Annotated in this window: 18 protein-coding genes; 11 read left to right on the forward strand and 7 right to left on the reverse strand. The window is 68.9% G+C overall.

Annotated features, from left to right (window positions below):
- The 4 genes from AC1RSI_RS13315 (at nt 1) to AC1RSI_RS13330 (ending at nt 4195) form a co-directional block, all read left to right on the forward strand.
- Nucleotides 1-393 (forward strand): hypothetical protein, encoded by a 393-nt coding sequence (locus AC1RSI_RS13315; RefSeq protein WP_291752839.1) that lies wholly within the window; start codon nt 1-3, stop codon nt 391-393.
- Between the two features lie 74 nt (nt 394-467).
- On the forward strand, nt 468-782 hold the full coding sequence (locus AC1RSI_RS13320) for a hypothetical protein (protein WP_447941203.1): 315 nt from the start codon (nt 468-470) through the stop codon (nt 780-782).
- 11 nt (nt 783-793) lie between these two features.
- Nucleotides 794-3232, forward strand: coding sequence for a phenylalanine--tRNA ligase subunit beta (gene pheT / locus AC1RSI_RS13325; protein ID WP_447941202.1), 2439 nt, complete (start codon nt 794-796; stop codon nt 3230-3232).
- Nucleotides 3233-3586: 354 nt separating this feature from the next.
- Nucleotides 3587-4195: a DUF1134 domain-containing protein gene (locus AC1RSI_RS13330; protein WP_008260390.1), complete on the forward strand. Its 609-nt coding sequence runs from the start codon at nt 3587-3589 to the stop codon at nt 4193-4195.
- A 93-nt stretch (nt 4196-4288) separates the two neighbouring features.
- Here AC1RSI_RS13330 and AC1RSI_RS13335 read toward each other — a convergent pair whose 3' ends face one another.
- Together AC1RSI_RS13335 and AC1RSI_RS13340 are read right to left on the reverse strand one after the other, a co-directional pair.
- Nucleotides 4289-5200: a Rossmann-fold NAD(P)-binding domain-containing protein gene (locus AC1RSI_RS13335; protein WP_154726389.1), complete on the reverse strand. Its 912-nt coding sequence runs from the start codon at nt 5198-5200 to the stop codon at nt 4289-4291.
- A gap of 8 nt (nt 5201-5208) precedes the next feature.
- Nucleotides 5209-6432 carry an NAD-dependent epimerase/dehydratase family protein gene (locus tag AC1RSI_RS13340; protein ID WP_008259673.1) on the reverse strand — a complete coding sequence of 408 codons (1224 nt, stop codon included), beginning with the start codon at nt 6430-6432 and terminating at the stop codon, nt 5209-5211.
- Nucleotides 6433-6787: 355 nt separating this feature from the next.
- Here AC1RSI_RS13340 and AC1RSI_RS13345 point away from each other — a divergent pair, with 355 nt between their 5' ends.
- The 3 genes from AC1RSI_RS13345 to AC1RSI_RS13355 all read left to right on the forward strand — a co-directional run bounded on the left by AC1RSI_RS13345 (nt 6788) and on the right by AC1RSI_RS13355 (nt 9451).
- Nucleotides 6788-7834, forward strand: coding sequence for a DUF4167 domain-containing protein (locus AC1RSI_RS13345; RefSeq protein ID WP_154726390.1), 1047 nt, complete (start codon nt 6788-6790; stop codon nt 7832-7834).
- Between the two features lie 128 nt (nt 7835-7962).
- Entirely contained in the window at nt 7963-8652 is a 690-nt protein-coding gene (locus tag AC1RSI_RS13350; RefSeq protein WP_008260147.1) for a DUF4893 domain-containing protein, read from the forward strand.
- Nucleotides 8653-8707: 55 nt separating this feature from the next.
- The gene (locus AC1RSI_RS13355; RefSeq protein ID WP_154726876.1) at nt 8708-9451 is read left to right on the forward strand and encodes a DUF4893 domain-containing protein; all 744 of its coding nucleotides are present in this window, start codon (nt 8708-8710) and stop codon (nt 9449-9451) included.
- Nucleotides 9452-9455: 4 nt separating this feature from the next.
- On the opposite strand, the gene AC1RSI_RS13360 is transcribed toward AC1RSI_RS13355, so the two are convergent.
- Nucleotides 9456-11102 (reverse strand): serine hydrolase, encoded by a 1647-nt coding sequence (locus AC1RSI_RS13360; RefSeq protein WP_154726877.1) that lies wholly within the window; start codon nt 11100-11102, stop codon nt 9456-9458.
- 50 nt (nt 11103-11152) lie between these two features.
- Entirely contained in the window at nt 11153-13045 is a 1893-nt protein-coding gene (locus AC1RSI_RS13365; RefSeq protein WP_291757145.1) for a BCCT family transporter, read from the reverse strand.
- 138 nt (nt 13046-13183) lie between these two features.
- Here AC1RSI_RS13365 and AC1RSI_RS13370 point away from each other — a divergent pair, with 138 nt between their 5' ends.
- The 3 genes from AC1RSI_RS13370 to AC1RSI_RS13380 all read left to right on the forward strand — a co-directional run bounded on the left by AC1RSI_RS13370 (nt 13184) and on the right by AC1RSI_RS13380 (nt 17233).
- A complete protein-coding gene (locus tag AC1RSI_RS13370) occupies nt 13184-13828 on the forward strand; it encodes a LysE family translocator (RefSeq protein ID WP_154726878.1) in 645 nt (214 codons plus the stop codon).
- Nucleotides 13829-14029: 201 nt separating this feature from the next.
- A complete protein-coding gene (gene clpB, locus AC1RSI_RS13375; RefSeq protein ID WP_154726879.1) occupies nt 14030-16618 on the forward strand; it encodes an ATP-dependent chaperone ClpB in 2589 nt (862 codons plus the stop codon).
- Between the two features lie 240 nt (nt 16619-16858).
- Nucleotides 16859-17233 carry a GIY-YIG nuclease family protein gene (locus tag AC1RSI_RS13380; protein WP_154726880.1) on the forward strand — a complete coding sequence of 125 codons (375 nt, stop codon included), beginning with the start codon at nt 16859-16861 and terminating at the stop codon, nt 17231-17233.
- Nucleotides 17234-17450: 217 nt separating this feature from the next.
- Here AC1RSI_RS13380 and prmC read toward each other — a convergent pair whose 3' ends face one another.
- Complete coding sequence (gene prmC / locus AC1RSI_RS13385) at nt 17451-18365, reverse strand: peptide chain release factor N(5)-glutamine methyltransferase (RefSeq protein WP_154726881.1); 915 nt, start codon at nt 18363-18365, stop codon at nt 17451-17453.
- 93 nt (nt 18366-18458) lie between these two features.
- On the opposite strand from prmC, the gene AC1RSI_RS13390 reads away from it, so the two are divergent.
- Complete coding sequence (locus AC1RSI_RS13390) at nt 18459-19763, forward strand: YihY/virulence factor BrkB family protein (RefSeq protein WP_447941200.1); 1305 nt, start codon at nt 18459-18461, stop codon at nt 19761-19763.
- Here the strand turns inward: AC1RSI_RS13390 and hslU are convergent.
- Together hslU and AC1RSI_RS13400 are read right to left on the reverse strand one after the other, a co-directional pair.
- Entirely contained in the window at nt 19753-21054 is a 1302-nt protein-coding gene (hslU, locus tag AC1RSI_RS13395; RefSeq protein ID WP_154727085.1) for an ATP-dependent protease ATPase subunit HslU, read from the reverse strand. The genes AC1RSI_RS13390 and hslU overlap by 11 nt on opposite strands.
- Nucleotides 21055-21681: 627 nt before the next feature.
- Entirely contained in the window at nt 21682-22155 is a 474-nt protein-coding gene (locus AC1RSI_RS13400; protein WP_230307762.1) for a hypothetical protein, read from the reverse strand.
- Nucleotides 22156-22511: the final 356 nt, after the last annotated feature.

The following is a 22511-nucleotide window of genomic DNA, read 5'->3' on the forward strand; positions in this document are numbered from 1 at the left end:
ATGAAAAATATCCTGTCCGAATCCTATGGCCGCGAACTGGCTGCTCGCACGACCTTCGAAAGGGAAGCAATCTGGTTGCCTCTTCTTTCGGTTCAACTGATGAACGCCGGCGAGCCCGTGGTTCGCAACAAGACGTTTACCGATTGCGTGATCGAGGGGCCGGCGATGATCACGCCGCTGGGCGGCACGACTTTCGAATCCTGCCATATGGGGTCGGCGTCCGACCCGCAGTCGCTGTTGTTTACGCCCAGAGGACCGACGCTCGTCGGAGTGATCGGTCTGGAAAACTGCGCCTTCATCCGGTGTCGCATGGTCCAGATCGGCTACACTGGAAATCCGGAATTTCTGGCGGACATGACGAAACTGCTGGCGAACGCCAAGGTGGTAGGCTGATGGCTCATGTACCGCTCAATCGTCCAATCCGGCCAGCGGTCGATCTGAGGGCGACCGTCTTCGAAGACGTGGACATGAATTTGTTCGAACTGTATGCGGCCGTCATCGGCAGTGCGCGGCCCGAGATGATCACCGGAAGGACCTTCCGTCGTTGCCGTCTCCAAGGGCCGGCGGTCCTGCTCGCCTCTTCGGGCGTGCAATTCGACAACACCAATTTCGGTGACGGCAAGGGCGATATCCGCAACTTGCTCCTGCGCCCGATGGGAGACCACGCCTTCGGAACCGTGCCGATGCGTGACTGTGTCTTCGACAACTGTGAATTCTACAATGTTGGTTTCACGGGGCCGCAGTCCTTCCTCGACATGATGTCGGGCATCGGCGGCGAATAGGGAGCAGCCTTGTGAAATTCACCCTTTCCTGGCTCAAGGATCACCTCGAGACCGAGGCTGACGTCCATCAGATCGCCGAGGCCATGACCATGGCCGGGCTGGAGGTCGAAGAGGTTCTCGACCCCGCCGCCAAGCTGGCGCCCTTCACCGTGGCCAGGATCCTGTCGGCCGAGCGTCATCCCAACGCCGACCGGCTGCAGGTCTGCCAGGTCGAGACGGTTGATGGCGTGAAAGAGATCGTCTGCGGCGCGCCGAACGCACGGGCGGGCCTGACCACCATCTACGCCCCCATCGGCGCCTATGTGCCCGGCCTGGGCGTGACCCTGGTCGAGAAGCCCGTGCGCGGCGTGGTGTCCAACGGCATGCTGTGCTCGGCGTCCGAGCTGGAGCTGGCCGACGAGAGCGACGGCATTCAGGAACTGCCGCCGGAAATCCCGGTCGGGACCCCGGTCGCCGGCCTGTTCGGCGCCGAGCCGGTCATCGACTTCGAAGTGACGCCGAACCGGCCCGACTGGCTGGGCGTCGCCGGCATCGCGCGGGATCTGGCCGCCGCCAGCGTCGGCAGGCTGAAGCATTTCGACATCGCCGTGGTGCGCGGAGCCTTCCCGTCGCCGATCACCGTGCGGCTGGACGCGCCCGAGATGTGCCCGGTCTTCGCCGGCCGGGTGATCCGGGGCGTCAAGAACGGGCCGTCGCCGGCCTGGCTGCAGAAACGCCTGACCGCCATCGGTCTGCGCCCGATCAATCGTCTGGTCGATGTGACCAATCTGATCGCCTATGACCGCGCCCGGCCGCTGCACGTCTATGATGTGGCCAAGCTGGTCGGGACCGAGATCGTGGTGCGCGGCGGCCAGGTCTCGGCCGAGACGGCTCATATCGAGGGCGGCGAGCCCGAACATCTGATCGCCCTGGACGGCAAGACCTATGTGGCCGCGTCGACCGACTGCGTCATCGCCGACGCCGGGGGCGAGCGCCCCATCGGCCTGGGCGGGGTGATGGGCGGCGAAAGCACCGGCTGCGACGAGACCACGACCGACGTCTTCATCGAAAGCGCCTGGTTCGACCCCCTGGTCATCGCCCAGACCGGCCGTGCGCTGGGCATCCATTCCGACGCCCAGTACCGGTTCGCGCGCGGCGTCGATCCGGTCTCGGTCACGCCCGGCTTGGAGCTGGCCACCCGCCTGATCCTGGACCTGTGCGGCGGCGAACCGTCCGAGATCGTCTTCGTCGGCGACCCCCCGGCCAGCCCGGCGCCCTTCGCCTTCGACCCCGCCTATGTGAAGCGTCTGACGGGCATGGACCTGGACGACGACCGGATCGGGACCATCCTGGGCCAGCTCGGCTTCCTGATCACGGCCGCGCCGGCCGGTCAGGCCGAACCCTGGATCGTCACCCCGCCGTCGTGGCGGCGCGACGTCGAGGGTCGGGCGGATCTGGTCGAGGAAGTGGCGCGGATCGAGGGCTTCGACAGCCTGCCCGACACCTCTCTGCCTGAAGTCGCCCGCCCCGCCGGCGGGGTGCTGAGCCCGCGCCAGGCCCGCGTCCGCACGGCGCGCCGGGCGCTTGCCGCCCTGGGCTACGCCGAGGCCGTCACCTGGTCCTTCACCAAACAGTCCACGGCCGCCCTGTTCGGCGGCGGGGACGACCGGCTGGTGCTGGAGAACCCGATCGCGGCCGATCTGGACTGTATGCGCCCCTCGGCCCTGCCCAACCTGATCCAGGCGGCGGCGCGCAACGCCGCGCGCGGCTTCGCCGACGCCGCCCTGTTCGAGATCGGCCCCATCTATCTGGGCGACGGCCCGAAGGATCAGCGCACGGTCATCGCCGCCCTGGTCGCCCCCCACGCCGCCCGCCACTGGGCCGGCGCCGGAGAGGACGCCCTGTTCGCCCTGAAGGCCGATCTGACCACCCTGCTGGAAGAGATCGGCGCCCCGGTCGCCTCGCTGCAACTGGCCCAGGGTCAGAACCGCGACTGGTGGCACCCCGGCCGTTCGGCCCGGCTGCAGCTGGGGCCGAAGAATGTGATGGTCGAGTTCGGCGAACTGCATCCGCGCATGCTGAAGGCGCTGGACGCCGACGGCCCGATGCTGGGCTTCGAGATCGTGCTGGACGCCGTGCCCGAGCCGCGCGGCAAGTCGGGCAAGGCGCGAGGATCGGCGGACCTGTCGGCCTTCATGCCCCTGACCCGCGACTTCGCCTTCGTGGTCGAGGACGCCAAACCGGTCGGCGATCTGGTCCGGGCTGCGGCCGGCGCCGACAAGGCCCTGATCGCCGATGTCCGCGTGTTCGACGTCTATCGCGGCAAGGGCGTGGACGACGGCTTCAAGTCCGTCGCCCTGGAAGTCTTGATCCAGCCGCGCGAGGCGACCCTGGCAGAGGCCGAGATCGAAGCCCTTACCGCCAAGATCGTGGCGGCGGTGGAGAAGCAGGGCGGCAGGCTGCGGGGCTGACGGGCCCCCTCCGTCACGGCGCTCTGCGGCGATCCACCTCCCCCAAGGGGGGAGGATTTCGGTCGCCGCCGTTCGCATTCCTCCCCCGTTGGGGGAGGGGGACCGCCGCGCCTCTTCGCGCGGTGGTGGAGGGGGCCTGACACGGATTTCGGTGTTGTGGGCCCGATAGATGCCGCAGCCAGCCGTATCCCCTCCGTCACGGCCCTGCCCTGCGGGCCGCGCCACCTCGCCCAGAGGGGGAGGAGTAAGCCCCCGTTAACCTTGAAGCCGCAAGGCTGCCGTAAAGGTCGGGGACGGTGTCACAAAGCCCGGCGTCCTCGCTGGCTGTCCCTCGCCGCCTTTAGGAGCGCCCCCATGCATCGCCGCCAACTGATCCTTTCCGGCCTGGCCACCGCCGCCGGCGCCTCGTCCGTCGGGGCCTGCGCCACGGCGCCGGCCAATCCGAATTATCCGATCCGTTCGGACAATACGGCGCCGGCCTACAGCTTCGACGAACTGGTCGCGGCCGGGTCCAAGGAACTGGGCATCGCGGCCGAGGTCGTGGGCGGCGCCATCGAGCGGGTCTTCGCCGACCAGGGCGACCGCCCCACGGCCTATATCGCCGGCGAAGAAGGGTCCGGCGCCGTGGTCGTGGGCGCGCGCTACGGGCGCGGCGCCCTGCACATGAAGGACCTGTCGGCCTCGCAGGAGGTGTTCTGGCAGGGGGCTTCGATCGGCTGGGACTGGGGCGGCAACGCCAGCCGGGTCTTCACCCTGGTGTACGGCCTGTATCACCCCGACATGATCTATCGTCGCTATCCGGGCGTCGAAGGTTCGGCCTATCTGATCGCCGGCCTGGGCGTGAACTATCAGCAGGCCGACGGCATCGTCCTGGCCCCCATCCGCACCGGCGTCGGCCTGCGCCTGGGCGCCAATATCGGCACCATGAGCTACAGCCGTCAGCGCAACCTGCTGCCCTTTTAAGCGCGCTATGCTCGCGACGCGGTCGCTCGCGGCTTGAGCGCGCGACCGCATTCATCCGTCATCCTCGGGCTCGACCCGAGGATGACGGCGTGATCAGCCCACCAACCGCAACGGCGGCGGCGTCTCCAGCATCGTCGCCAGCCCCTCGCGCCAGGTCGGATATTTCGGACGCCAGCCCAGTTCCGCCTTGGCCAGGGCGTTCGAGACCCGTTTGGAATCCAGATAGAAGCGCCGCATGGCCTCGCTGACGCTGTCGTCGGTCCAGTCGATCTCGGGCGGGCGCGGCAGGCCCATTTTCGCGGCGGCCCATTCCACCACCACATCGGCTGCGGCGGGTTCGTCGTCGGTCAGATTATAGGCGGCGCCGGGCCTGGGCCGGTCCATCGAGGCGAACAGGGCCGAGACCACGTCGTCCACATGGATGCGGTTGAAGACCTGGCCCGGTTTGCGCACCAGTCTGGCCGTCCCGTCGCGCAGCCGTTCGACCACGCTGCGGCCGGGGCCATAGAAGCCCGGCAGGCGGAAGATCTGCACCGTCAGCCCCATGCCCTGACCGCCGTCCAGCCAGTCGCGCTCGACCCGCACCCGCCGCGCCCCCTCCAGGCTGGCGGCGTTCAGCGGTCCGTCCTCGAACACCCAGCCCCCGGCCCGGTCGCCATAGACGCTGGTCGAGGAGACGTATCCGATCCAGTCGGGCCAGGCCTGGGACGCCACCGGCCCCAGGGCGCGCAGACCGGGGCAGCCGTGGGCGTCGGGCGCGGCCGTGACCAGAACCGCCGTGGCGGCCTCCAGCGCGGTCTTCAGGGCCTCGGGATCGGCGGGGTCGATCGCCGTGACCCCCTCGGCCGACAGGGACCGGCGGCGTTCGGCGTCGCGCGAGGTGGCGACGGCCCGCCCGCCGCGCCGGATCGCCTCCAGCGCCGCCGCCCGGCCCAGATAGCCGCCGCCGAAGACCAGCAGGCACGGCTCGCGGCCGGACGAAGGAGCAGGGGCGGCGTCGGGCATCGATCTACTCAGGCAGACAGGACTTGGGGCGGCGCATACGGCCGCGCTTCATTTTCCAGCGCCTCGGCCCGGCGTTGGTTCCAGGCGGAGACACAGGGCACCCGTGTCAGGTCGGCCCGGTCGGCGTAGTGGCGGGCGATCTCCGTCACCTCGTCCATCAGGCCCTGGGCCAGGGTGATGGGCTTCAGCCCCAGGTCGCGAAACTGGTCGTTGGCGACGACCAGGTCGTTCTCGTCGGCCTCCTGGCGCGGATTGGCGACATTGTGGACCACGGCGCCGGTCTTGTCGGCGATCATGGCGGCCAGGTCGCGGACCCGGCGGCTTTCGGTCATCTGGTTCAGGATCTTGACCCGGTCGCCGCGCTTGGGCGGGTTCTTGAGCGCCAGTTCGACGCAGCGCACCGTGTCCTGGATATGGATGAAGGCCCGCGTCTGGCCGCCCGATCCGTGGACCGTCAGCGGATAGCCGACCGCCGCCTGCATCAGGAACCGGTTCAGCACCGTGCCATAGTCGCCGTCATAGTCGAACCGGTTGATCAGCCGCTCGTCCAGCTTGGTCTCGACCGTCTGCGTCCCCCAGACGATGCCCTGGTGCAGGTCGGTGATCCGCAAGGCGTCGTTGCGGGCGTAGAACTGGAACAGCAGGGCGTCCTGCGTCTTGGTCATGTGATAGATGCTGCCCGGATTGGGCGGGAACAGGATTTCCTGCTCGGCCGGGCCGTGGTCGGTGTCCACCGTCACCTTCAGATAGCCCTCGGGGATGCGCAGGCCGGCGGTGCCGTAGCCATAGACCCCCATGGTGCCCAGGTGGGCCAGATGCACGTCCAGCCCGCTTTCGACGATGGCGGCCAGCAGATGGTTGGTGGCGTTGATGTTGTTGTCGACGGTGTAGAGCTTGTGCCGCGCCGACTTCATCGAATAGGGGGCCGCCCGCTGTTCGGCGAAATGCACCACGCTGTCGGGCGCCAGGTCGCGGATCAGGGCGACCAGCCGGTCGAACTCCTTGCCGACCGTCATGTTGACGAAGCCGATGTCGCGGCCCGACACCTCTTTCCAGGCCTTGATCCGCTCGCCCATGGTGCGGATCGGCGTCAGGGACTGGACCTCCAGCTCGTTGTCGATGTTGCGCCGGCTCAGGTTGTCGACGACGGTCACGTCCCAACCTTTGGCCGACAGGTGCAGGGCCGTCGGCCAGCCGCAGAAACCGTCGCCGCCCAGAACCAGAACGCGCATGAAAAAAGCCTCGTCGTCGTCGCAAAGGTCATGCCTAGCCCAGCGGAGGGCCATCGGCAAAGCGGGGCTGTTAGGCGTGGGGTGCGACGCTTTGACGAAAACCCCTTGGAAAGGGACGGCGCACAGGCTAAGTCTCCTTCGTCTCCCACTCAAACGCAGCTTTCCGGGCCTACACCCGTCTGTTCGCGGCTTGAGCCGATCATGACGGTCGGTCCCGAAAGGACCGGCGCACCATGCGGGCGACAAGGCATTCCGACAGTTCGACAATCGGGGATCGGCCCCGAGCGAGACGGAACCACGAAACGGACGGACCCGGCCGCTGGCCTGGGCTCCATCCCTGCACACGGTAGCGCGAATGAGAGATTTCAAGGGCATGAAGCGTCAGCGCGGACGCAATCGGAACAAGGCGGGCGCCTCAAACGCCAACAGCGCCAATCCGAATCGTTCGTGGGACTCGCAAGGCCCCGAAAACATCAAGGTCCGGGGCAACGCCCAGACCGTGTATGAGCGCTATCAGCAGCTCGCCCGCGACGCCTCGTCCGGCGGCGACCGGGTGCTGGCCGAAAACTATCAGCAGCACGCCGAACACTATTACCGCGTCCTGCGCGCGCTTCAGCCGCAGCGGTCCTTCTCCGACATCGCCGCGCGCGAACAGTCGAACCAGGGCTTCGACATCGATTTCGAGGACGAATCCGGCGCCCAGGCCGCCGCCTTCGTCGCCGCCCAGCAGGCCGCCGACCGGCAGGCCGCCGACCGTCAAAACCAGGACGGCGCCGAGCGCGACCAGACCCAGAACCGCGACCGCAACGACCGGGACCAAAACCGGGATCGCGATTTCAACCGCGACCGCGACCCATCCCAGAATCGTGACCGGGATCGTGATCGTGACCGGGATCAGACCCAAAACCGTGATCAGAACCGTGATCGCGACCGCGACCAGACCCGCGACGCTCAGCCGCCGCGTGAACCCCGCGAGCCGCGCGAAGACGGCGAGGCCCGCGCCGAGGGCGAGGGCGGTCGCCGCGAGAGCCGTCGCGAACGCTGGGAGCGTCGCCGCGAGGAACGCAACCGTCGCTTCGAAGGCCAGGAGAATGCAGGTTCGGACGAAGCCGCCGACGGCGTCCAGCAGGACGCCGCGCCCGTGGCCGAGCGCGTCGAGCCGGTGGTCGAATCGCCTGCCGTCGAGGGTCCGGCCGCAGAGGAGCGGCCCGCTCGCCGCACCCGTCGTCCGGCCGTCGCCGCCGCAGCCTCGGATGACGACGCCCCGACCGCCCTGCCGGGCTTCCTGACCCGTTCGTCCGCCCCCGCGCCCGCCGCCGAGGCGGCCGCGGACGCCGAAGCCGCGCCGCGTCGCCGCGCCCCGCGCCGCAAGGTCGAGGCTGTCGCCGACGGCGAAGACTGAGGCGCGCCCTGATCCGATGGGCGTGCGGCCTTGACGGCGGCCGCCCATACGGCGCCTAAAGGGACGACTTCGCCATAAGGCTCGGCCCTCCAGAGCGTCGGGCCCGACCAGCGTTAAGGGAAGCTTTGATGCGTCAGTTCGTTCAGTCTCGCCCGACCGTCCGCACCCTCGTCCGGGGTCTCGCCCTGACCGCCGTGGTCGCCGTCGCGGCCTGCGCCTCGACCCCGCCGCCTCCACCGCCCCCGCCGCCGCCCGGCGGCTCCGGCGCGGTGCTGATGGACTGGCGCGGCGTCATCACCGCGGCGGACCGCGACCGGTATCAGCGTCGCGACGCCGCCTGGACCCTGGCCCTGCAACAGGCGGGTCGCCAGCGTGGATCCGGCGATCTGAACAGTCTGGGCGATCTGATCGACCCCAGGGCCGGCCGCGCCGACGTGGCGCCGCCGCCCGGAAACTACCGCTGCCGCACCGTCAAACTGGGCTCCCAGGGCGGTGAGGATGGTCTGGGCTATGTGATCTACGGCTGGTTCGCCTGCCGGATCGAACAGACCTCGCGCGGCCTGAAGTTCACCAAATTGACAGGGTCGCAGCGTCCGTCGGGCCTGTTGTTCCCCGAGAACGACCGCCACATGCTGCTGCTCGGCTCCATGGCCCTGGCCCAGGAGCCGGCCGCCAACTCCTACGGCCGCAATCCCGACCGCGACATGGTCGCCGTGCTGGAACGGATCGGCGAGGCGCGCTGGCGGCTGGTCCTGCCCTGGCCGCAGTATGAGTCCAATCTGGATCTGATCGAACTGGTCCCCGCCAGCGGCGGCTGACTGAACCTTGCTGCGGCTCGACCGTTAGGGGGGCGTATCCCACGGAAGCTCGATCATGCGCCGCACCCCGCTCGTCTTCGCCCTCGCCGCCACCGCCGCCCTTGCGGCCTGTGGTGAAAACAGCCCGAACAGCGCGGCTGAGATTTCCCCCGCCGTGTCCGAACCCGCCGCAGGCGTGCCGGCCCGCGCCGCGCCGCCCGCCCGGGCGACGCCCGAACAGCAGGCGGCGACCCCGACCGGCGGGGTCCAGGGCGGGACCGACAACTGGCGCAGCGTCGCCACGCCCGGGGACGCCAGCCTGCTGGGGCGGCTCGATCAGGCCTGGCGCATGAGCCGCGCCGAGGCGGAAACGGCCGGCTTCGCCCGTCAGGTCGAGGCCCTGGGGCCTCTGGTCGATCCGAACGCCGCCCAGACGGGCCGGCTTCAGCCCGCGCCCGGCGACTATCGCTGCCGCACGATCAAGCTGGGACGCCACGCCGAGGGCCAGGGCGCCGCCTTTGTCGAACAGCCCTGGGCCGCCTGTTCGGTGGAGATGACCCCCGGCGGCGATCTGATCCTGGCCAAGACCGCCGGGCCGCAGCGGATGCGCGGCCTGCTTTATCCGGATACGGATCGTCGCCTGGTCTATGTCGGAGCCCAGGCCGTGGGCGAGGCGCAGAAGACCGTGCCCGCCTATGGCCAAGACACCGCACGCGACCAGGTCGGGGTGCTGGAACGGATCGGCCAGAACCGCTGGCGGCTGGTCCTGCCCTGGCCCAGGCAGGACGCCAAGCTGGAGCTGGTCGAGATCACGCGCTGATCGGCTAGATCCGCGTCAGCTTCAGATCCTGATAGTCGTATGAGAAGTCGATGTCGGGCGACACGCCCTTCATCGTCGCCGTGGCCGGTTTGGCGGTCTGGATGTTGAAGGTGACGAAGGCGTCCTCCTCGCGCTTGTCCGGGAACCGGGTGCGGAAGGTCTCGCCGTCATAGGGTTCTAGCCAGCCCTTCAGCGCCGGGGTGTGGGTGAAGCTCAGCCAAAGGCCGGTCTTGCGATTTCGGCCCCGCCCCTCGGTCTTCCGTTCAATGGTGATGTCGCCGTACCAGGGGTCGCGCCAGGTTCCGACATAGGCGTCCAGCGGCATGGACGGCGCCGCGCCCGCAGCCTGTTTGGCGTCGATCTCGGCGGCGGCGGCGATGGACTTGGCGGCGCCCTCGGCCTCCAGCCGTTTGGAGTCCGCGATCCAGTCCACATCGACCTTGCCCATGCACAGGTCGGCGATCCCCGACCGCAGGGCGCGCAGCAGGAAGCTTTCCTCGGCGTTGGAGAAGATGCTGAAACCGGTCTTGCGGCCGGGGATCAGCACGGTCGCCGAAATCCCGCCGGGCGAGCCGCCGCCGTGGCTGATCAACCGCTCGCCGCGATAGTCCTGAACCTGCAGTCCCATGGCGTAGGTCGAGGCGATGGCCCGGTTCGGCAGTTCCGCCGTCGGTCCGGGCGAGCTGCCGACGATGATGTTGGGCTTGAACATCTCGCGCGCCGCCGCCTCCGAGAACAGCCGGGTTCCGTCGGGCAGCAGGCCGTCGTTCAGCCGCACGGCGATCCACTTGGCCCAGTCGGTCGGGGTGGTGCAGATTCCGCCCGCCGCCGCCGCCGAATCCCAGTTCCACACCTCGACGATGGAGGCCGCGATCGGCGTCATCGCCCCCTGATAGCGCAACGGCGGTCCGACCCGGCCATGGGGCAGGGCGGACCTGGCCGGATCGGCCAGCCGCGCCAGGGGCACGGTCTCGCTCATGCCGACCCGGTCCAGGATGCGGGTCTGGATGAAGTCTTCCCAGGTCAGGCCCGACACCGCCTCGATCACCGCCCCGGCGACCACGAACATCAGGTTGCAATAGTGATAGCGCGCCCGGAACCCGTCCTCGATGGGCACGAAGGCGGCCTGGGCCAGGACCTCGGCGCGGGTCCGGTCGCTGTTGGGCCAGAACAGCAGGTCGCCGGCGCCCAGGCCGAACCCGGCGCGGTGGCTCAGGGTGTCGCGCACCGTGATGTGTTCGCCGATATAGGGGTCCGACAGGGTGAAGCCGGGCAGATAGGTGCGAATGGGCGCGTCCCACGCCACCTTGCCCTCATCGACCAGGATGGCCAGGGCGGCGGCGGTGACGTTCTTGGTGTTCGACGCGATGGCGAACAGGGTGTGTTCGTCCGCCCGGGCGGGCTTGCCCTGAAGCTTCACGCCGTAACCGCGCGTCAGCACCGGCGTTCCGTCCTTGACCACGGCGATCCCCAACGCCGGCTGGTCGGGCCATGCCGCCATGGCCTGGGTCACATAGGCGTCCACCGCCTCGGCCAGACCCGCATCGTCATTGGCCGCCTGCGCCCAGACGGGACCGCCGGCGGCTTGGGCCGCCAGCGCCGCCGCGCCTCCGGAAGCGAACAGGGAACGGCGCGACAGGCGAAGGGACATCAGGAAAGGCTCCGGCGAAGACTGCCGTGACGCTAACGCGCCTTTCCCCTCTAGACCAGCCGCCAGGCCTGCAGATGGTCCAGCACGTCGGCGACGATCTGCTGGCGGGTGAAGCCGGTCACGTCGCGCGGCCGGGTCCCCTCGCCGGTCTGGGCCGTCATGCGCCATTCGATGGCGCGGCGCCCCTCCGGCGCGTCCAACGGGGTGATGGCGGGCAGGGGGCGCGACCGGGCGCCCAGTCGGTAAAGGAAGTCGCGGCCCTCGGCGTGGGGCACGACCAGCCAGACCGCCTGTTCGTCCGCCTCGACCCGGCTCTGGTCCAGGCCTTCGGCGACCAGGGCCTCGCGCACCTCGGTCAGGGCGGGGACGCCGTGACGCTGCATCTGGCGGGCGATGTCGCGGCGGCTGGCCGGGGCGAAGATCCGCTTCAACCGCTCGCCCAGCGGCGGGGTCTCGGTCTCCACCGTCTCGCCCTTCAGGTCGGCGTTCATCTGCCGGATCAGGGCCAGACACAGCAGGATGATGATGACGGTGAAGGGCAGGGCGGCCAGCAGGGTGGCGGCCTGGAGCGCGCTCAGACCCCCCGCCAGCAGCAAGGCCGCCGCCGTCAGTCCCTCCAGCGTGCACCAGTAGACCCGCTGCCAGCGCGGCGTGTCGTCCGCCCCGCCCGAGGCGATGGTGTCGATCACCAGCGACCCGCTGTCGGCCGAGGTGACGAAGAAGACCGCCACCAGCAGCACCGCCAGGGTCGAGGTGATCGCCGCCCCCGGCAGGTTCTCCAGGAAGTGGAAGATGGCGGTCGACAGATCGGTCTGCACCGCCTGCGAAATCGCGCCCGCCGCCTGGCCCATGTCCAGGCTGATGGCCGTGTTTCCGAACACCGTCATCCACAGGAAGGTGAAGCCGGTCGGGACCAGCAGCACGCCGATGATGAACTGCCGCACCGTCCGGCCGCGCGAGATTCGGGCGATGAACATGCCGACGAACGGCGACCAGGCGATCCACCAGGCCCAGTAGAACAGGGTCCAGTTGGCCATCCAGCCGCGCGGCTCATAGGCGTAGAGGTTGAAGGTGCGGACGAAGAAATGGTCCAGATACAGGCCGAAATTCTGCACCAGGGCCTTCAGCAGGAAGCCCGTCGGCCCGACCACCAGCACGAACAGCATCAGCAGCACGGCCAGGACCAGGTTCAGCTCCGACAGGCGCCGCACCCCCTTGTCCAGCCCGGTCAGGACCGAGGCGGTCGCCGCCGCCATGACCAGGGCGATCAGCCCCACCTGCATCCAGGGCGTATTGGGCAGGCCGGTCAGATAGTTCAGGCCGCTGTTGATCTGGGACACGCCCAGGCCCAGCGAGGTGGCGATGCCGAACAGCGTGCCGCAGATGGCGAAGATGTCGACGGCGTCGCCGATCGGCCCGTTGATCCGCTTGCCCAGCAGGGGCGAAAGCCCGGACCGCAGCGTCAGCGGCAGCCCCTTGCGGTGCGCGAAATAGGCCAGGCTGAGCCCGACCATGGCATAGACGGCCCAGGCGTGGACGCCCCAGTGGGTGAAGGTGATCACCATGGCCTCGCGCGCGGCGTCCAGGGTGCCGGGCGCGGCCTCGGGCGGGGCGGCGTAATGCTGGATCGGCTCGGCGACGGCGAAATACATCAGGCCGATGCCCATGCCGGCGGCGAACAGCATGGCCAGCCAGGAGACATAGGGGAAGTCGGGCTCGGCGTCGTCGGGCCCCAGCTTCAGCCGCCCCGTCGGCCCCAGGGCCAGATAGGCCGCCACCGCCAGGAAGCCGGCGACCGAGGCGACATAGAACCAGCCGAAGGTGTCGATCACCCAGGCCTGGGCGCGGCCAAAGAACAGGTCCGAGGCGCCGGGCGCGACCAGGGCCACCAGCAGCAGGACCCCGGCTATGGCGCTCGCGCCCCAGAAGACGCGCGGGTTCATCTTGGATCTCAGCATCGGCTGAAAGCGTATGGCGAAGCTGGAGGTTCCCGCCCCGCCGCGCGGAAGGCGACCGGCGGCGAACGCCCCGCGATTGGACCCGGCGCCCGACACGGCCTAGACCTCGGGCCGGAGGCATGGATGGAATTTCTGACGAACGGCCCGGTCGATCCAGGCGTGATCCTGCCGTTCCTGGCCGCGGTCCTTCTGATCGAATTCACGCCCGGCCCCAATATGGGCTGGCTGGCGCTGTTGTCCGTGTCTCAGGGGCGGACGGCGGGGCTGTCGGCGGTGGCGGGCATCACCCTGGGCCTGACCCTGTGGATGCTGGCCGCCGCCTTCGGCCTGACCGAGATCGTGCTGGCCTGGCCGGCCCTGTATCAGGCCATTCGGTGGGCGGGCGTGGGGTTTCTGTTCTGGCTCGCCTGGGAAGCCTGGAAGGGCGAGGGCGGTCCGGCCCGTCCGGCGCCCCAGACGCGTGATCGTCGTCGTGCGCTTTTCCTGCGGGGCCTGACCGCCAATCTGCTGAATCCGAAGGCGGCGCTGTTCTATATCGCCCTGCTGCCGGGCTTCATGCGTCAGGACTACGGCCCGGCCCTGCCCCAGGCGCTGACCCTGGGCGGGATGCATGTGGCGGTCAGCGTGGCGATTCACGGCCTGATCGTCGTCACCGCAGCCCGCGTGAGCCGTTTGGGCGCCGTTAGCCAGGGCGCAGGCGGCCGCGCCCTGATGGCGGGCGGGCTGGTGCTGATCGCGGCCTGGACGGCCTGGGAGACGCGGCTCTAGGCCGGCTCGCGTCTGCGGCCCGGCCGTCGGCCTGGGACGACAGACGGCGCCGCCGCAATTGATTCCGGTCAAGGCGCGCCCGCCGCCGCTCGGGCTCTTGTGTGGCCGGTTCAACACACCCACTTCCTCTGGCGAACGGACGCGTCGCTTGCTCCAGAGGGCGCGTCGGACCATTTCCGCCTCACGAGGGGACACGACACGATGAATCTCGATCTCTACTCCGACCGCGCCAAACAGGCCGTCCAGTCCGCCCAGTCTCTGGCCCTGGCCCGCCGTCACCAGCAGTTCGCCCCCGAACACCTGTTGAAGGTGCTGCTCGAGGAACGCGACGGCCTGGCCCGCAACCTGATCACCGCCGCCGGCGGCGACGCCAAACGCGCCGAGGCCGACACCGAGACCGCGCTGAAGAAGCGCGCCCAGGTCACCGGCGGCTCGGGCCAGCTCTATCTGGACGGCGACACCGCCCGCGTCTTCGCCGCCGCCGAGGAGGCCTCCAAGACCGCCGGCGACGCCTTCGTCACCACCGAACGCCTGCTGGCCGCCCTGGCGCGCGAGGGCGGGGTCGCCGCCGAGGTGCTGAAGGCCTCGGGCGCCACCGCCGACAAGCTGGACGCCGCCATCGCCGAGGTGCGCAAGGGCAAGACCGCCGACAGCGCCGCCGCCGAAGACGGTTATGACGCCCTGAAACGCTACGCCCGCGACCTGACCCTGGCCGCCCGCGACGGCAAGATCGACCCGGTCATCGGCCGCGACGAAGAGATCCGCCGCACCATCCAGGTCTTGGCTAGGCGCACCAAGAACAACCCCGTCCTGATCGGCGAGCCCGGCGTGGGCAAGACCGCCATCGTCGAGGGCCTGGCCCTGCGCATCGTCAACGGCGACGTGCCCGAGAGCCTGCGCGACAAGACGGTGATGGCGCTCGACATGGGCTCCCTGATCGCCGGGGCCAAATACCGCGGCGAGTTCGAGGAGCGGCTGAAGGCCGTCCTGTCCGAGGTCTCGGCGGCCGAGGGCGGCATCGTCCTGTTCATCGACGAGATGCACACCCTGGTGGGCGCCGGAAAGGGCGACGGCGCCATGGACGCCTCCAACCTGCTGAAGCCGGCCCTGGCGCGCGGCGAACTCCACTGCGTCGGCGCCACGACGCTGGATGAGTACCGCAAACACGTCGAGAAGGACGCCGCCCTGGCCCGGCGCTTCCAGCCGGTCTTCGTCGCCGAGCCGACGGTCGAGGACACGGTCTCGATCCTCCGTGGACTGAAGGAGAAGTACGAGGTCCACCACGGAGTCCGCATCTCCGACAGCGCCATCGTGGCCGCCGCCACCCTGTCGAACCGCTACATCACCGACCGCTTCCTGCCGGACAAGGCCATCGACCTGATCGACGAGGCCGCCAGCCGCGTGCGCATGGCCGTGGACTCCAAGCCCGAGTCCCTGGACGAGATCGACCGCCGCCTGGTCCAGCTGAAGATCGAACGCGAGGCCCTGAAGAAGGAGACCGACACGGCGTCCCAGCACCGGCTGGAGAAGCTGGAGGACGAGATCGCCGATCTGGAAGGCCAGTCCGACGACCTGACCACCCAGTGGAAGGCCGAAAAGGACAAGGTCGGCCAGGGCGCCCAACTGCGTGAAACCCTGGATCGCCTGCGTCTGGAACTGACCAACGCCCAGCGCGCCGGCGACTTGGGCCGCGCGTCCGAAATCGCCTACGGCCAGATCCCCCAGATCGAGAAACAGCTGGCCGAGGCCGAGGCCAACGAAACCGGCGGAAAGGGTCCCCTGACGCCCGAGGTCGTCGACGCCGAACAGATCGCCGCCGTCGTCAGCCGCTGGACCGGCGTCCCCGTCGACAAGATGCTGGAAGGCGAACGCGAGAAACTGCTGAAGATGGAAGAGGCCCTGGGCGGCCGCGTGGTGGGTCAGGACGAGGCCCTGGCCGCCGTCTCCGACGCCGTGCGCCGCGCCCGCGCCGGCCTGAACGACCCCAACCGTCCCCTGGGCAGTTTCCTGTTCCTGGGCCCGACCGGCGTGGGCAAGACCGAACTGACCAAGGCCCTGGCCGAGTTCCTGTTCGACGACGAGGCGGCCATCACCCGGCTCGACATGTCGGAATATATGGAGAAGCACAGCGTCTCCCGCCTGATCGGCGCCCCTCCCGGCTATGTCGGCTATGACGAGGGCGGCGCCCTGACCGAGGCCGTGCGCCGCCGCCCCTATCAGGTCGTCCTGTTCGACGAGGTCGAAAAGGCCCACCCCGACGTCTTCAACGTGTTGTTGCAGGTGCTGGACGACGGCCGCCTGACCGATGGCCAGGGCCGCACCATCGACTTCCGCAACACCCTGATCATCATGACCTCCAACCTGGGCAGCCAGTATCTGGCCGAACAGGGCGAGGGCGACGACGTCGAGGCCGTCCGCCCCTTCGTCATGGACGCCGTCCGCGCCCACTTCCGGCCCGAGTTCCTGAACCGGATCGACGAGATCATCCTGTTCCACCGCCTGGGCCGCGAACAGATGGGCGGCATCGTGCGGATTCAGCTGTCACGCTTCGAGAAACTGCTGGCCGACCGCCGTCTGAACCTGTCGCTGGACGACGCGGCCCTGGCCTGGCTGGCCGACCGCGGCTACGACCCGGCCTATGGCGCACGGCCGCTGAAGCGGGTGATCCAGAAGGAGCTGGTGGACCCGATTGCGCGCAAGCTGCTGGCCGGCGAGATCGAGGACGGCGGGGTGATTGCGGTGACGGCCGGCGAGGGCGGGTTGGAGATCGGGAAGGCGCAGGTGCATTGAGCCTCCGTCCCCTCCTTTCGTCATCCTCCGGCAAGCCGCCTCTTCGCGGCGCAGACCGGGGGACCCAGCGGCGCCGTCAGGCGAAATCTCTCCGCCGCACGTTGCGGGAAGACCTCGTCCGCGACAGGTTCGCGCTCTCGCGCGCCGCTGGGTCCCCCGGTCTCGCTGCGCTCGCCGGAGGATGACGAAAGAGAACAGGGCGTGGATGACGAAAGGTGATGCGTCGTATAGGTTGTGCGAATGCCGACCCATCGCACCTTCATCGCCACCTATATCATGGCCAGCGGGCGCAATGGGACGCTCTATGTCGGCATGACGGCGAACCTGACGGCGCGGGTGTGGAAGCATCGGACGGGCGCCTTCGACGGTTTCGGCAAGGCCTATGGCTGCACCCAACTGGTCTGGTTCGAACAGCACGCCTGGGTGGTGGAGGCCATTCGCCGTGAGAAGCGGATCAAGAAATGGCTGCGGGATTGGAAGCTGCAACTGATCGAGGCGGCCAACCCCGATTGGCGCGATCTGGCTGAGGGCTGGTATCCGGTCCATGATCCGAACTGGACGCCGCCCGTCGAGGATGAGGGGTTCTCCGGTTCCGCTTCGCAGCCTGAAGGGTAACGGGACGCCGCACAGGCGCCAGCGCCCCTAATTCCGCCGACGAACCCGTTGGTTTTCAAAGCTCTGACAAAAATTCACGCCGGTTTCCCTACCAGGGTTCGAAACCGTGGGATGATGACGCCGCGCCTCCGCATCGGGCGGGCGGCGTCGGCGGGAGGGCGGATTTCAGACTATTCAGACTATTCAGACACTGTTTTTTCGACGCGAGTCTGAAATCTCACTCCTGCGGGATCGGATTGGTCCTCGGGTCCGGGCCGTTGGTGACGACGCGGTCGCGTTCGCCCAGGTCCTTGATCACCTTGACGTCGGCAAAGCCCTGGGCCTCGAACAGGGCCTTGACCTGGGGCCCCTGGTCCCAGCCGATCTCGACGGCGAAGACGCCGCCGGGCTTGAGGATCCGTTTCACCTCGGGGGCCAGGTCGCGATAGGCCTGAAGCCCGTCGGGGCCGCCGTCCAGGGCCAGGTGCGGGTCGTGGTCGCGGACCTCGGGGTCCAGGGTCGGGATATGGTCGGTGGGGATATAGGGCGGGTTGGACAGCACCAGGTCGAAGCTGGCGTCGCCGAAGCCTGCCGCCCATTCGGTGCGCAGGAAGGCCGCCCGGTCGTTCAGGTCCAGGTTGGCCGCATTCTCCTTGGCCACGGCCAGGGCCTCGGTCGAGATGTCGGTGCCGACGCCGTGGGCCGCCGGCCGCTCGGCCAGCAGGGCCAGCAGGATGGCGCCCGAGCCGGTGCCCAGGTCGATGGCGCTGAAGGCCTGGGTCTTGGCGAAGGCCAGCATGGCCACGTCCATCAGGGTCTCGGTGTCGGGGCGGGGGCTGAGGACGTCGGGGGTGACGTTCAGCATGATCTTCCAGAAGCCCTTCTTGCCGACGATGCGCGACACGGGCTCGCGCTTCAGGCGGCGGTCGATCATGGCCTCATAGGCCGTGTGCTGTTCGGGCGTGACGACGCGGTAGGGGTCCGTCAGAATGTCCATGCGGCTGGCGCCGGCGGCGGCTTCCAGCAGCAGGCGGGCGTCGATGGCGGGGCTGTCGATGCGGCCGCCCTTCAGGCGGGCCTGGGCGGCCTTCCAGACGGTCAGCAGGGTCGCGGCGCCGTCGGACGGCTTGGGGGAGAGGGGCTCGGTGGTCATTTCGGGTGATTGGCCCTTCGCGGCCGTGATTTCAAGCGCAGCCGATTTTCGGCGGCTCGGGAACGTCGCGCCAGCTTCGCCGTTGGCCTCCTGATGTCCAAGCCCAAGCCGTCCGCCGCCGCCGCCCTTCGCCGCCTGATCGCCGCCCGGCCGCAGGGGCGGCGCGGGCGCCCCGCCGGGGGGCTGGGCCGCCTGTGGAAATTCGTGGCCGCGACGGCGGGCGGCCTGGCCGCCGGCGCCGGCGCCGCCCATCTGCTCTACACCCAGGGCCACAAGGTCGGGCTGGAGCTGCGCCCGCCCCGTCCCGAACCCGCGCCGCCCGCCCCGCCGACGCCCGAGGACTACGACCTCAGGGAGCCCGGCCGCGGCCGCCTGGCCCAACGGCCCGAACAGATCCCGCACAAGGGCTGGAGCGACATCCTGTGGCGCACCGGCGCCTCCTACTTCGGCGACCGGGTCGGGTTCGTGGCCGGGGGCGTGACCTTCTTCACCCTGCTGTCGCTGTTTCCCCTGCTGGGGACGTTCGTCACCCTGTACGGCCTGTTCGCCGACCCGGCCGACGCCTGGAGCCGGCTCCAGTTCCTGTACGGCGTCATGCCCAGCAGCATCGCCGCCTTCCTGGGCGGCGAGATGGAGCGGCTGGCCGCGAACTCGAACGGCCAGCTGACCTTCACCCTGATCTGGACCCTGGCCCTGTCGCTGTGGACGGCCAACGGCGCGGTCAAGGTGCTCTTCTACGGGCTGAACATCGCCTATCACGAGGTCGAGCGGCGCAATATCGTCCGCTACAACCTGCTGTGCATGGGCTTCACCCTGGGGGCCGTGGCCGCCGTCCTGTTCAGCTCGCTGCTGGTGGTCGGGGTGCCGGTGGTGGTGGGGCTGTTCGGACTGCAGGAGGAGTGGGGCCTGCTGGCCCTGTTGCGCTGGCCCCTGCTGCTGGTCGGCTATGTCGCCGCCCTGACCCTGATCTACCGGTTCGGCCCGTGCCGGCAGAAGGCGCGCTGGCGCTGGCTGACGCCGGGGGCCATCTTCGCGGCGGTGGTCAGCCTGACGGTCTCGTTCGTGTTCAGCTGGTACCTGACCAACTTCGTCCGCACCGACTCCTACGGCCCGCTGGCGGCCATGATGGGCTTCCTGCTGTGGACCTGGCTGTCGGTCCAGGTGATCCTGATGGGGGCCGAGCTGAACGCCGAGATCGAGCATCAGACGGCCCTGGACACCACCACGGGCAAGGCCATGCCGATCGGCGAGCGGGGCGCCAAGGTGGCCGACAGCATCGGCGCCAAGCGGGGCAATCCCGCCGCCCTGGCCTTCACCCAGCGCCACGCCGAGGCGGTCGCCGACCGGCTGATGCGCCGCCGGGACCGCCGCGAGCGCGAGGCCGCCGCTAAAGAATGAACCGGCTCAGATCGACGTCCTTGGTCAGGAGGCTCAGCTTGTCGCGCACCGCCGCCCCGTCGAAGTTCACGGTCTGGCCCGCCAGGTCCGAGGCCTTGAAGCTGGTCTCTTCCAGCACCCGCTCCAGCACGGTCTGAAGCCGCCGCGCCCCGATGTTCTCGACAGCCGAGTTGGCCGCCACCGCCGCATCGGCCAGGGCCTCGATCGCGTCGTCGGTGAAGGTCAGGGTCACGTCCTCGGTGGCCAGCAGGGCCTGGTTCTGACGGATCAGATTGGCCTCGGGCTCGGTCAGGATCCGCTTGAAGTCGTCGCGCGTCAGGACCTTCAGCTCGACCCGGATCGGCAGCCGCCCCTGAAGCTCGGGCAGCAGGTCCGAGGGCTTGGCCACATGGAAGGCGCCCGAGGCGATGAACAGCACATGGTCGGTCTTCACCGGCCCGTATTTGGTCGAGACGGTGGTCCCCTCGATCAGGGGCAGGAGGTCGCGCTGCACCCCCTCGCGCGAGACATCGGCGCCGGAGGCCCCCTGGCGGGCGGCGACCTTGTCGATCTCGTCCAGGAAGACGATGCCCTCGTTCTCGGCCAGGATCAGGGCCTCCTTGGTCAGGCTGTCCTGATCCAGCAGCTTGTCGCCCTCTTCGGCGATCAGGGGGGCGGTGGCGTCGCGGACGGTCAGCTTGACCGTCTTGGTGCGGCCGCCGCCCATCTTGCCCAGCATCTCCGACAGGTTCAGCAGGCCCACGGCCCCGCCGCCGGGAATATCCAGCCCCTGGATCGGCGAGGCGGTGTCGGCCAGGGCGATCTCGACCTCCTTGTCGTCCAGATCGCCGGCCCGCAGCTTCTTGCGGAAGCTGTCGCGCGTCGTCGGCCCGGCGCCGGGGCCGACCAGGGCGTCCAGGATCCGGTCCTCGGCCGCGCCCTCGGCCCGCGCCCGCACCTCGCCGCGCCGGCGGTCGCGCACCATGACCAGGGCGCTCTCGACCAGGTCGCGCATGATCTGATCGACGTCGCGGCCGACATAGCCGACCTCGGTGAACTTGGTCGCCTCGACCTTGAGGAAGGGCGACCCGGCCAGCCGCGCCAGCCGCCGGGCGATCTCGGTCTTGCCGACCCCGGTGGGGCCGATCATCAGGATGTTCTTGGGCGTCACCTCGTCACGCAGATCCTCGGGCACGCGCTTGCGACGCCAGCGATTGCGCAGGGCCACGGCCACGGCGCGCTTGGCGTCGTCCTGGCCGACGATATAGCGATCCAGTTCGGAGACGATTTCGCGGGGGGAGAGGTCAGTCATGGGATGCAGATAGGGGGTCGGGAAGCCGAGCGGGAGGGGGCGGGGGCGACGGGGCGTTCCGGGGCGAGACCAGACTCCATCCCCCTTCGTCGATTGTCCCGGAGGCGGCGGAGGATTTCAGACTGTGCGGCGAAAAAACAGCGTCTGAATAGTATGAATTGTCTGAAATCGGGGCGGGGGAAATCGCACTACGCCCGCGAAAACCGTGCATTGTGTACGATGGTGCAATGAACGGGCCTCCCTTTCGCTACCGACAGCCGAGAGTATAGACCCGCTGGAACGGTCGGGTGGTTGGAGGCCGGATTTTTCAGTCTGGCGGTTGTTTTGCCGACAGAATGTTTGCGGAATTAGGATGGCTGGCGTCTTCGCCGACGTGCGAGCACGGCGGAGGTCCGAAACGCCTCGTGCGCCTCTAGCCCCTGCGATTGGCTGGTGTCATTAAGGCAAAGGTCCGCATTGGGCAGACGTCGGCCAAAGGCGTCATGCCCGGAAGCCGACATCGGCGCCGAGAGCGGAATATCGTCTTTCAGACAGGTCGGGCGTGACCGGTCCCGGCGCTTGCCGGACCTTTTCCGCCGGATGCCGATCCGCTTCCCGCCGAACAGTGATTATCCCGCCGAACAGTGATTATCCCGCCGTCCGCGTGCAGCGGCGCTGATGAGCGATGCCCTTGAGAAAGCCGCGGCGGACCAGGCCTGCACGGATCGCCGCCTGAACCTCCCGGTCATGGGCCGCAGCGCCCGACAGACGACGCACCCAGCTCCTCAGCGGGATGAAATCCGTGGCCGTGTCGCGAACCATGTCGAGCGCGGCATTGGCGGCCTGGTCGCCCGTGCCGGTCGCCGGCGACGGCTGATCGACATCAGGGCCGAGGGCCTCGTCCAGGGCGTCGATCTGGGCGACGACGGCCGAGCAACGCTGAAGGCCCGCCGTCGCATAGGGGGTGCGGCGCGCGGCGATCAGAACCTCTGGCACCTCCTGTCGCCGCAGGTTGAGATCGTCCAGTGGAGCCGTCGCCGCCTGGCCCACGCCCTCGCCAAAAGTCTTTCCGCCCTGGGACGCTTGATCCCGGTTCAGCTCGACGCCCGATAGGCCAGGCATGGAGGCGCAGGCCCCAAGGCTGGATAGGCCCAAGGCCAGGATTGGCAGGACGACGAGGGGACAGGCGATTTTCAAAGGACCATTCCAAGCGTGACTATAGAAGACACAGCGTTCTGATCGCACGACAGTTCCGGCGGCCGCCTTGATCAGGCGCAAACCAGGCCTGTCGAATGGCCGTGGGGGGCGATGTCTGCTTCGGGTGGGACCACGACATCAACACCAGCCCGGAAAACGGACGTCGGCCCACAGCCCAAAAGCGGACGCACCGAACTGCTGCTAGGGGTGATGGGGTGGACGCCCCCCGACGGCATCTATGTGCCAGAGTGAGGTGTTGAACAGCACTCGAAGGAGGCGTC

Source organism: Brevundimonas sp. GW821-FHT10E09, from assembly GCF_058809375.1.